10 protein-coding genes are annotated in these 11,037 nt (G+C 70.1%); 3 read left to right on the top strand and 7 right to left on the bottom strand.

All coding sequences use genetic code 11. From position 1 onward, the window contains the following. The first annotated feature begins 351 nt into the window (after positions 1–351). On the top strand, positions 352–1,725 hold the full coding sequence (locus ACWD10_RS26060; protein WP_451095022.1) for a LolA family protein: 1,374 nt from the start codon (positions 352–354) through the stop codon (positions 1,723–1,725). A 100-nt stretch (positions 1,726–1,825) separates the two neighbouring features. Here the strand turns inward: ACWD10_RS26060 and ACWD10_RS26065 are convergent, their stop codons facing one another. From ACWD10_RS26065 to ACWD10_RS26075, 3 genes are all read right to left on the bottom strand, one after another. After that, positions 1,826–2,761, bottom strand: coding sequence for a M28 family metallopeptidase (locus ACWD10_RS26065; RefSeq protein ID WP_451095024.1), 936 nt, complete (start codon positions 2,759–2,761; stop codon positions 1,826–1,828). 194 nt (positions 2,762–2,955) lie between these two features. Then, on the bottom strand, positions 2,956–3,405 hold the full coding sequence (locus tag ACWD10_RS26070; RefSeq protein ID WP_451095026.1) for a VOC family protein: 450 nt from the start codon (positions 3,403–3,405) through the stop codon (positions 2,956–2,958). 154 nt (positions 3,406–3,559) lie between these two features. Beyond that, positions 3,560–5,146: a hypothetical protein gene (locus tag ACWD10_RS26075; RefSeq protein ID WP_451095028.1), complete on the bottom strand. Its 1,587-nt coding sequence runs from the start codon at positions 5,144–5,146 to the stop codon at positions 3,560–3,562. A gap of 104 nt (positions 5,147–5,250) precedes the next feature. Between ACWD10_RS26075 and ACWD10_RS26080 the strand changes: the two genes are divergently transcribed. After that, the gene (locus tag ACWD10_RS26080; protein WP_451095030.1) at positions 5,251–5,823 is read left to right on the top strand and encodes a CGNR zinc finger domain-containing protein; all 573 of its coding nucleotides are present in this window, start codon (positions 5,251–5,253) and stop codon (positions 5,821–5,823) included. Positions 5,824–5,832: 9 nt separating this feature from the next. On the opposite strand, the gene rarD is transcribed toward ACWD10_RS26080, so the two are convergent. Then, the gene (rarD, locus tag ACWD10_RS26085) at positions 5,833–6,825 is read right to left on the bottom strand and encodes an EamA family transporter RarD (protein WP_451095044.1); all 993 of its coding nucleotides are present in this window, start codon (positions 6,823–6,825) and stop codon (positions 5,833–5,835) included. A 313-nt stretch (positions 6,826–7,138) separates the two neighbouring features. Next, positions 7,139–7,999, bottom strand: a complete 861-nt coding sequence (locus tag ACWD10_RS26090; RefSeq protein ID WP_451095032.1) for an SDR family oxidoreductase — start codon at positions 7,997–7,999, stop codon at positions 7,139–7,141. Positions 8,000–8,099: 100 nt separating this feature from the next. On the opposite strand from ACWD10_RS26090, the gene ACWD10_RS26095 reads away from it, so the two are divergent. After that, positions 8,100–8,498, top strand: coding sequence for a winged helix-turn-helix transcriptional regulator (locus ACWD10_RS26095; protein ID WP_451095034.1), 399 nt, complete (start codon positions 8,100–8,102; stop codon positions 8,496–8,498). A gap of 51 nt (positions 8,499–8,549) precedes the next feature. Here ACWD10_RS26095 and ACWD10_RS26100 read toward each other — a convergent pair whose 3' ends face one another. Continuing rightward, positions 8,550–9,623 carry a 2-oxoacid:ferredoxin oxidoreductase subunit beta gene (locus ACWD10_RS26100; protein WP_451095036.1) on the bottom strand — a complete coding sequence of 358 codons (1,074 nt, stop codon included), beginning with the start codon at positions 9,621–9,623 and terminating at the stop codon, positions 8,550–8,552. After that, a partial coding sequence (locus ACWD10_RS26105) for a 2-oxoacid:acceptor oxidoreductase subunit alpha (protein ID WP_451095038.1) occupies positions 9,616–11,037 on the bottom strand: 1,422 nt, incomplete at its 5' end. The genes ACWD10_RS26100 and ACWD10_RS26105, both read right to left, overlap by 8 nt.

Below are 11,037 nucleotides of genomic sequence, written 5' to 3' on the forward strand. Positions count from 1 at the left end.
CCTGCCTCAGGACAGGCCACTGCCCTGCCGGGCTGACTCCACCTCAGGCCCATACCTACCGGGCTGACTCCACCTCAGGTCAGGGTTGTGGTGCCCGACATCTCAGGGTTGTGGTGCCCGGCGTCTCAGGGTTGTGACGCCCCGTTGTCGTCCCTGGGGGCCCCGGTGTCATCCCCGGGGAGTACGTCAGGTTGATCCCGCGGGCTGACGCTTCTTCGTCGCCGTTTTGGTCCGATGGATAGGCACAAGGGCAAGCACCCATAACCCCTCTTTACCAATTCGGGTGAGACCGGCGGCGCGGGGTGGACGCGTGCTCGGAAGACCGCCGCCGAACCACGGAGGTAGGCACACATGGCACCGTACGAATCGTCACAGGGCACCGAAGAGGCCGAGGAGCGGCCTGTGGGCCGGCGCAAGGCCGCCCGTTATGCCGTTCCGGTCGCGGTGGCCGGCGTGGCGGCGGCGACCATTGGACTGGTCCCGGCACTGGCGGACTCGGGGGACCCCGACCTGCCGAAGATCACCGCGCAGCAACTGATCGAGAAGATCGCCGCGTCGGATGTCGAGCAGTTCTCCGGCCAGATGAAGGTCAGCACCGACCTGGGCCTGCCCGACTTCAGCGGCCTGGCCTCCTCCTTCGCCCCGAAGGGCGGGGACGGCGGCAAGGGCGGCGATGCGGCCACGCCGGATGCCAAGCTCCTCGAACTCGCCTCCGGTACGCATACGTTGAAGGTGGCCGCCGACGGTCCTGAGAAGCAGAAGCTGTCGATCCTGGACGGCTCCGAGGAGTACAGCATCATCCGCGACGGCGCCGAGGTATGGGCGTACGACAGTGCCTCGAAGGAGGCGTTCCACTCCAAGGACGGCCACGCGGCCGAGCGGGGCGAGGGCGGCGAACACCGGAAGCTGCCGGACGGCGCGCCCTCGACTCCCACCACGCCCAAGGAGCTCGCCGAGCAGGCGCTCAAGGCGGCCGACAAGACCACTTCGGTGACCGTCGACGGCACCGCGAGCGTCGCCGGGCGGGACGCCTACCAGCTGGTCATCCAGCCCAAGGGTGAGAACGGGGCGGCGAGCAAGTCGACCATCGAGGCCATCCGGATCGCGGTCGACGCGGAGAAGGGCGTGCCGCTGAAGTTCACGCTGACGCCGAAGGGCGGCGGCAAGCCCGTGGTCGACGCCGGGTTCACGCGGGTCGACTTCGCCAAACCGGCCGCGTCCACCTTCGACTTCACGCCCCCGCAGGGCACGAAGGTCACGGAGTCGGACGAGCTGGACAAGCGCGGCCCCGAGGGCCACTTCGGCAAGGGCGAGGGCAAGGGCGAGGGCCGGAAGGACGCCTGGAAGAAGGGCGACTTCGGCAAGGACGCCTGGAAGAAGGGCGACTGGAAGAAAGGCAAGGGCGCCGGGAAGGACTTCGAGGGCCTGAACGTCATCGGCGAGGGCTGGGACTCCATTGCCGTCCTCGACAGCGGTGCCAAGGGCGGCCTGCCCACCGGCGGCTCCGGCTCCGGCTCCGGATCGGGCTCGGGCTCCGGTGACGTCCCGGCCGAGGCAGGCCAGTTCCTCGACGCGCTCGGCGACAAGGTGAACGGAAAGTTCGGCTCCGGCACGGTCTTCTCCACCCGCCTGGTCAACGCCCTCATGACGGACGACGGCAAGGTGTACGTGGGCGCCGTGACCAAGGAAGCCCTGGTCGACGCGGCGAACGCGGCCGCCAAGTAACCCGATCCCACCCGTAGTTCAGCGACTCCGCCCCGTCGGCCACCTGCCGACGGGGCGAAGCGCGTCAGGACGACCGCCGGGACGACCACCGGGACGACCGTCAGGAAGACAGCTCCCACACGGCATGAGCCGCCGCGTCGCTGTTCCGGTCAAGGGCCGTGTCGTCGATGTTGGCGGTCGTGTCGCAGGACGAGTGGTAGCAGCGGTCGAAGGGCGCACCGGCCGTGCCGCCCCACTTCTCCGCCTGGGCACGGGACTTGGTGTTGCCCGCGCCCGTGAACAGGCCGCCGACCGGTATGCCGACGTCCTGGAACGAGGCATGGTCGGAGCGGCCGTCGCCCTCGGTGTCCGGTTCGGTGGGGACGTTCAGGCCGGTGAAGTAGTCCTTGAAGACCTTCTCGATGGCCGGGTCGTCGTCGTAGACGAAGTAACCGGCGTTGGGCGAGCCCACCATGTCGAAGTTCAGATAGCCGGAGATCTTCGAACGCTCGGCGCCGGGCAGCTCGTTGACGTAGTGCCGGGACCCGACCAGGCCCAGCTCCTCCGCGCCCCACCAGGCGAACCGCAGCGTCTTCGCGGGCTTCAGCTGTTCGCGCGACACGGCGAGCGCGGTTTCCAGGACGGCCGCGGAGCCGGAGCCGTTGTCGTTGATGCCCGGGCCCGAGCGGACGCCGTCGAGGTGTGCCCCGGCCATCAGGACCTGGTCGGGGTCGGCGCCGGGCCACTCTGCGGTCAGGTTGTAGCCGGTGCCGCCGCCATAGCTGAACTCCTGCACGGCGGTGGTGAATCCGGCGGCGTCCAGTTTGCCCTTGAGGTAGTCGACGGACGCTTTGTAACCGGCGCTGCCGTGCGCTCGGTTGCCACCGTTGGCGTCGGCCACGGACTGCAGTTCGTCGAGGTGGGCCTTGACGTTGGCCACGGGTATGTCGGGCGCGGCGGCCGGGGTCGGGGCGGCCGTGGCCGCGGGGGCCGCGAGCAGACCGGCGGTGACTAACGCGGCCGCCGCGGCGGTACGTATCGGGACGGAGAGTCTCATGTGGGGGGCTCCGGACTCCGTACGGGGACAGGGAGACGTACGAGATGTGCGGTGCGTGCCCCGCATGGTCCGACCATTCTTGACTCTCCGTCAAGAGCCTGAATCGGACAGCGGTGTTCGCATAACGACCGCCCCGCCGCTCCTTCTGTACCCCGCGCCCGCTCCCTATCGGTCTCCCTATACGCGACCCGGCGTCACTGGACGCAGAATTCGTTCCCCTCCGGGTCCGCCATCGTCACCCACTGCCCGGCGGGCTCGTCCACCCGGTACAGGACGGTCGCGCCGAGCTCTTCGAGCCGGGTCACCTCCGCGTCGCGCTGCTCCGGGTCCGCGTGCAGGTCCATGTGGAGGCGGTTCTTGACGGTCTTCTTCTCCGGTACGCGCTGGAACAGCAGGCGGTGCCCGAGCCCTGCCCCGGTCTCCTGGTCGTACGGCTCATCGGGGTGCCGCGCGGCGGCGAGATCCCGGAAGGCGGCGCGGCCGTGGTGCTCCTGGGTGATCTCGGGCGTCACGGCACCTGCGGCGAGCAGCCGCTCCACCAGGGCGCTGTGGTCCTCGACCGCGTAGCCGAGTGCGGCGGCCCAGAAGTCGGCCTGGGCGTGCGGGTCTTGGGCGTCGATGACGAGCTTCCAGTGGAGAGTCATGTTAACCACTTATACTGGTTACGCCGAGGCGGTGCAATGAAGCCGGGCCCTTTCACAGACCCTTTCAAAGGACTCTTTCGAAGGACTCCTTCGCAGGACTCTTCTTCTGTGCCGGTACGCCGATTTCTGTGCCGGTACGCCGATCCGCCGCCCCCTACTGTTTCGGTACGGCGACCCGCCACCCCTTGTTGTACGTGTCGGGAACCGGAATCATCCGCCACTCCCGTTCGCTCCACCGGTCGCCCGGCGACGCGGTGTTGCGCAGCACAAGCGCGTCCGGCGCCTGCTTGGGCCGCAGTTGGGCGGGCAGGCAGCCCGTGGTGTACGCGATCGGGATGACCGTGGTGTTGCCGTCCAGGACACAGCCGTGCTTGGTCCCCGCCTCGTGCAGCACTGTCGCGATGCGCTGCCAGTCCCGGCGGGCGTCGGACTGGATGCTCCCGTGCCCCCACGCCATCGTCAGTTGCATCGCCAGATGCCCGACGAGTACGAGGAGGAGTGCGGCGACGGGCACGCGGCCGTACCGCAGAGCGGTCGCCCACAGGGCGCGCAGCGCGACCGCGGCGGGCAGGGCCAGGAGGGCGTACGTCGTGAGCAGGAAGCGGGGTGCCGCGTAGTGGAGCAGGAACAGATAGGTGACGGCGGCTGACCCGGCCACGACGGTCGGCAGAACGAGCGCCGCGACCGGCACATCCGGGCGCCCGAGCGCCTCGACCCGGGGTTCGCGCGGAGTGAACCGGGGGCCGAGCCGTCCGATGCCGCCGCGCGGACGGAGGCTCGCCGGGTACTGCCCGCGCAGGGCGAGCCAGAGGCCCGCGCCGACCAGGAGCGGCAGCGCGTACCACCACCATCCCGCCGGCAGGCCCGACCCGGTGGAGGTGCATGGGCGGCAGAGCAGCGGCCCGTCGAGAGCGTTGATCACGTTGGGCAGGTTGAACCGTGGCCCCACGCCGCCCTGTTGCTCGGTGGCGAGGGCGAGCCGCTCGCCGATCCCGCCGAACCGGACCACGGCCTCGATGACCCAGGGCACCGCCCCCGCCGCGAGCCCCACCACCACCGCCGGTAGGAGGCGGGACGCCGCCGCCTGCCACGGTCGGTACATCAGCGGCGCGAGCAGGAGCGGCGCCGCGATCCAGGCCGCGTCGTTGGGCCGCGTCAGCGTGGCGAGCCCGACCCCGAGCGCGAGCCCGCACCACAGCCGCGTCGCGGCCCAGCCTGTGTGCTCTCCGTCCGCGAGGCGCACGTAGCAGCCCACGGCCGCGGTGGCGCCCATCGCCGTGTAGTGGTTGGGCATCGCGGACGGGGCGTAGAAGAGCGCGAACCAGAGGCTGCCGTACGCGGCGGCGGCGATCGGAACGACGTACGGCCGCGCCCGGAACACCCCCAGCCAGGGCAGGAACCCGGCGAACAGCGAGGCCCCCGCGAGCAGGCTGAGCCAGATGCGCAGCAGTGGCACGGAGCCCGACCATGCGGCCACCGGCGCGATCAGGGTGGGCACGCCCCGGGTGCGCGGCGCCTCGAAGGGGACCTCCAGGCCGTGCGCGAACGAGGAGAACCGCCCCGCGTACACGATCTCGTCCCACCCGAGCGGCAGCGACAGCGGCATGAGTACGGCGGGCAGGACGGCGAAGGCGGCACACACGCCGAACAGCGCGACCCGCGCCCGCGCCACCATGGACGCTGCCGGTCCGACAGCGGCGCGATCGGAGCCCACCAGACGGGGCCAGTAATCGGTCATCACGGATAAACCGTGTGCACGCCGTAGGTAAGGCGGCGCGCAGAGGTGCGCCTTTTGGGCCCCCGGGTTCCCCGGACGAGGGTGAGCTAACCACTTATACTGGTTACATGGATGTGACGACCTTCGACCCGGGCGCGCTCTGTCTGGAGTTGCTGCCGACCGGGGGCGCGGAGCGCTATCGAGAGTGCGAGTCGCTGCGCGAGCCGGACGACCTGCGGCGCTGGACGGCGGAGAGCAGCCTGACCCCGGGGCTCGAACTGACCGTCACCAGAGCACAGTTGGCCGCCGCCCACGAGCTGCGCGCGGCCCTGTGGACGCTCGCCGAGGGGCAGGCGCGCGGCGCGGCCCTCGACCCGGAGGCGCTGAAGGTGGTCAACATCGCGGCCGCCGCACCGCCGCTCGTCGCCCGGATCCTGCCCGACGGCACGCGCGCGTGGAGCCCGGGAGCCACCGGCAACGGGCTGCTCTCGACGATCGCGCGCGACGCGATCGACCTGTTCACGGGCCCGTACGCCGGGCGCATCCGGGTGTGCGGGGCGGACAACTGCTTCCTGGTGTTCGTCGATACGTCACGGCCGGGCCGCCGCCGTTGGTGCTCGATGGGGCGCTGCGGCAACCGCAACAAGGTGAAGGCGCATCGCGCCCGCGGTACTGCCCACGGTACTGAAGGAGCGCCGTAGCACCCCTTCTCAGACGGCCGGCTCGCGACTCTCCGCCGCAGCGGCATCCCCCGTACCCTGCGCCGCACGCTTCACGGCACCCGCCTCAGCAGCACCCGCGTCCGCGGCGCTCGCCTCAGCAGCACCCGTCTCAACAGTGCTCGTCTCAGCAGCGAGCCGTACCGCTGCCGCCCGGTTGCGCCGGGACGTACGCAGCGCGTCCCAGGTGAGCAGCGAGAGCGCCAGCCACACCAGGGCGAAGCCCGCCCACCGCTCCGGCGGCATCGCCTCGTGGAAGTACGCGACGCCGAGGACGAACTGGAACACCGGCGCCAGGTACTGAAGCAGGCCGAGCGTGGACAGCGGCACCCGGATCGCGGCCGCCCCGAAGCAGATCAGCGGCAGGGCGGTGACGACGCCGGTGGACGCGAGCAGCACCGCGTGCCCGACGCCGTGCGGGCCGAAGTCGGACGCGCCCTGGGAGCCGAGCCACAGCAGATAGCCGAGCGCGGGCAGGAACTGGATCGCGGTCTCGGCGGCCAGGGACTCCAGACCGCCGATGTTGACCTTCTTCTTGACCAGGCCATACGTCGCGAAGGAGAAGGCGAGCACGAGCGAGATCCAGGGCGGCTGCCCGTACCCGAAGGCGAGCACGAGCACCGCCGCGAGGCCGGTCCCGACCGCCGCCCACTGCGCGGGCCGCAGCCGCTCCTTCAGAAGCAGGACACCCATCGCGATGGTGACCAGCGGATTGATGAAGTAGCCGAGCGACGCCTCCACCACGCGCCCGGAGTTCACCGACCAGATGTAGACGCCCCAGTTGAGGGTGATCACCGCGGCGGCGACGGTGATCAGGCCGAGCTTGCGCGGCTGCCGCACCAGCTCGCCCACCCACGACCAGCGCCGCATCACGAGGAGCACGAGCCCGACGAGGGCCAGGGACCAGACCATCCGGTGGGCGAGGATCTCCGCCGCACCGGCCGGTTTCAGGAGCGGCCAGAAGAGGGGGACGATGCCCCACATTCCGTACGCGGCAAAGCCGTAGACGAGTCCAGCGCGACCCGGACCAGACGCACCCAACGGCTGCAAGGCCCCTCCCGAAGTCTCCGTGCGCGACAAGGCTTCACATACGCCGCGACAACTCTCCAGAAGGTAGCGCCGGACGGGCCCGGCTGTCATGCCCGTATCGCCATACGGTCATGACAGCCTGACCTGCGGCAGAGACCGGACCCGCGGCAGAGATGCGGCGGCGATCCGGTAGCCAGCGCACCCCCGGGTTACTGCAGAGAATCTCCGAGTTACGGCGGAGACCCGGGTTACGGCGGAGACCCCCGGTTCAGCCCCGCAGCGCGGCGGCGATCGCCTCGGCCACCGGCGTCGTCGGCCGGCCGATGAGCAGCGCCAGGTCGCCGGTCCGCTTCGCGAGCGCGCCCCGTTCCACGGCGGCGTCGACGTCCACCAGGATCTCGGCCATCGGCTCGGGCACCCCGGCGCCGGTGAGGACCGCGAGGTGCTGCTCGGCCGGGACGTTCGCGTACGTCACGTCGTTGCCGGACTGCCGCGCCACCTCGGCGGCGTACTCGGCGAAGCTCCACGCGATATCGCCGCTCAGCTCGTACACCGCGTTCTCGTGCTCCTCGCCGGTCAGCACGGCCACGGCCGCGGCCGCGTAGTCGGCGCGCGAGGCGGAGGCGACCCGGCCCTCGCCCGCACTGGCCATCACGGCGCCGTGCTCGAGGACCGGGGCGAGGTGCTCGGTGTAGTTCTCGTGGTACCAGCCGTTCCGCAGGAACGCGTACGGCAGGCCGGAGTCGAGGATCGCCCGCTCGGTCGCCTTGTGCTCCTCGGCGAGCCGGAAGTCCGCCTCGGGCCCGCCGAGGATCCCGGTGTACGCGAGCAGTGCCACGCCCGCAGCCCGGGCGGCGTCGATCACGGCCTGGTGCTGCGGCACGCGCTGCCCGATCTCGCTGCCGGAGATCAGCAGCACCCGGTCGCCCGCGGCGAAGACCCCGGCGAGGGTCTCGGGCCGCGAGTAGTCGGCCACCCGCAGGTCGACGCCGCGCGCCGCGAGGTCGGCTGCCTTCTCCTTCGTGCGGACGACGGCGGTGATCTGCTCGGCGGGCACCTGGGCGGCGAGCAGCCCGTCGATGACGAGGCGGCCGAGGTTTCCGGTGGCACCGGTGACGACGAGGCTCATGACTGAAATCTCCAGAATCTTCCGTTCGGGACGTTCAGTCACTTACCTTAAGGGGGGTACTAACCTGGCGTAAGTACCCACTTTGAAGTAAGGTACTGATATGACAGTTAGTGAGTCGGTCGGCGGCTGGGCGCCGGACATGAAGGCGGACATCAATGACGCGATGTGCCCCTCGCGCAATGTCCTGGAGCACGTCACGAGCCGCTGGGGCGTCCTGGTCCTGGTGGCCCTGTGGGAGCGCTCGTACCGGTTCAGCGAACTGCGCAGGCATATCGGCGGCGTGAGCGAGAAGATGCTGGCGCAGACCCTGCAGACCCTTGAGCGCGACGGGTTCGTGCACCGGGACGCCAAGCCGGTGGTCCCGCCCCGGGTGGACTACTCGCTCACCGACCTGGGCAAGGAGGCGGCCGAACAGGTCGCGGCCCTCGGCCGGTGGACCGAGAAGCGCACGCCGACGGTGCTCGAGAACCGGGAGCGATACGACGAGGCCCGGTCCTGAGCCTTCTCAGAACCGGGCCTCGCCTCGTGGGTACGTCAGGCGGTACGGCTGTCAGCCGGCGACCGTCCATGTGTCGTTGCCCGCGAGCAGCGCGGCGAGGTCGCCCTTGCCGTTCTGCTCGATGGCCGCGTCCAACTGGTCGGCCATGAGCGTGTCGTAGACCGGCCGGTCCACGGAGCGGAAGACGCCGATCGGGGTGTGGTGCAGGGTGTCGGGGTCCGCGAGCCGGGAGAGCGCGAAGGCGGTGGACGGCGACGCGGAGTGCGCGTCGTGCACCAGCAGCTCGCCCTCGTTCTCCGGCGTGACGGTGACGACCTTCAGGTCACCCGTCGCGGTGTCCCGCACCACGCCCTTGGCGCCGTCGACGCCGAAGCGGATCGGCTGCCCGTGCTCGAGGCGGATCACCGCCTCCTCGGCCTGCTGCTTGTCCTTGAGAATCTCGAAGGCGCCGTCGTTGAAGATGTTGCAGTTCTGGTAGATCTCCACGAGGGCCGTGCCGGGGTGGTCGGCGGCCTGGCGCAGCACCTCGGTGAGGTGCTTGCGGTCCGAGTCGACCGTCCGCGCCACGAACGACGCCTCCGCGCCGATCGCGAGCGACACCGGGTTGAACGGGGCGTCCAGGGACCCCATCGGCGTCGACTTCGTGATCTTTCCGACCTCTGACGTCGGGGAGTACTGGCCCTTGGTGAGGCCGTAGATCCGGTTGTTGAACAGCAGGATCTTCAGGTTCACATTGCGGCGCAGCGCGTGGATCAGGTGGTTGCCGCCAATGGAGAGCGCGTCGCCGTCACCGGTGACCACCCACACGCTCAAGTCCCGCCGGGACGAGGCGAGTCCGGTGGCGATGGACGGGGCACGGCCGTGGATGGAGTGCATGCCGTACGTGTTCATGTAGTACGGGAACCGCGACGAGCAGCCGATGCCGGAGACGAAGACGATGTTCTCCTTGGCCAGGCCGAGTTCGGGCATGAAGCCCTGCACGGCCGCCAGGACGGCGTAGTCGCCGCAGCCGGGGCACCAGCGCACTTCCTGGTCGGACTTGAAGTCCTTCATCGACTGCTTCGCCTCGGCCTTGGGCACGAGCGAGAGCGCTTCGACCGTCCTGCGTTCCGTGGTCTCAGCCATCGAGGGCCTCCTTGAGAGCCGTGGCGAGCTGCTCGGCCTTGAACGGCATTCCATTCACCTGGTTGTAACTGTGCGCGTCGACCAGGTACTTGGCGCGCAGCAGGGTGGTGAGCTGACCGAGGTTCATCTCGGGGACCACCACCTTGTCGTAACGCTTCAGAACCTCACCGAGATTCCCGGGGAACGGGTTGAGGTGCCGCAGATGCGCCTGCGCGACGCTCTGCCCGGCGGTGCGCAGCCGCCGTACGGCGGCGGTGATCGGCCCGTACGTCGAACCCCAGCCCAGGACCAGGAGCCCCGCGTCCCCGCTCGGGTCGTCGACCTGGATGTCCGGCACGTCGATGCCGTCGACCTTGGCCTGCCGCGTACGCACCATGAAGTCGTGGTTGGCCGGGTCGTACGAGATGTTGCCCGTGCCGTCCTGCTTCTCGATGCCGCCGATGCGGTGCTCAAGGCCCGGGGTACCCGGAACCGCCCACGGGCGGGCGAGGGTCTGCGGGTCGCGCTTGTACGGCCAGAAGACCTCGGCGCCGTCCTCCGTCTGGTGGTTCGGCGTGTGGGCGAACTGGACGCGCAGGTCGGGGAGTTCGTCCACGTCCGGGATCCGCCACGGCTCGGAACCGTTGGCCAGATAGCCGTCGGACAGCAGGAACACCGGCGTCCGGTAGGTCAGCGCGATCCGGGCGGCCTCCAGGGCGGCGTCGAAGCAGTCCGCCGGAGTGGACGGCGCGACGACCGGAACCGGCGCCTCACCATTGCGCCCGTACATGGCCTGCAGCAGATCGGCCTGCTCGGTCTTGGTCGGCAGACCGGTGGACGGGCCGCCGCGCTGAATGTCGACGATCAGCAGCGGCAGCTCGAGCGAGACGGCGAGGCCGATGGTCTCGGACTTCAGCGCCACGCCGGGCCCGGAGGTGGTGGTCACGGCGAGGGACCCGCCGAAGGCGGCGCCGAGCGCGGCACCGATGCCCGCGATCTCGTCCTCCGCCTGGAAGGTCCGTACGCCGAAGTTCTTGTGCTTGCTCAGCTCGTGCAGGATGTCCGACGCCGGAGTGATGGGGTACGAGCCCAGGTACAGCGGCAGATCGGCCTGCCGCGAGGCCGCCACCAGGCCGTACGACAGAGCCAGGTTCCCCGAGATGTTCCGGTAGGTGCCGGTCGGGAACGCGGACGCCGCGGGCTGTACTTCGTAGGAGACGGCGAAGTCCTCGGTCGTCTCGCCGAAGTTCCAACCCGCCCTGAAGGCGGCGATGTTGGCCGCGGCGATGTCGGGCTTCTTCGCGAACTTCGACTTCAGGAAGTTCTCGGTGCCCTCGGTCGGCCGGTGGTACATCCACGACAGCAGGCCGAGCGCGAACATGTTCTTCGAGCGGCCCGCGTCCTTGCGCGAGAGCTCGAAGTCCTTGAGGGCCTC

The organism is Streptomyces sp. NPDC002851 (assembly GCF_053591935.1).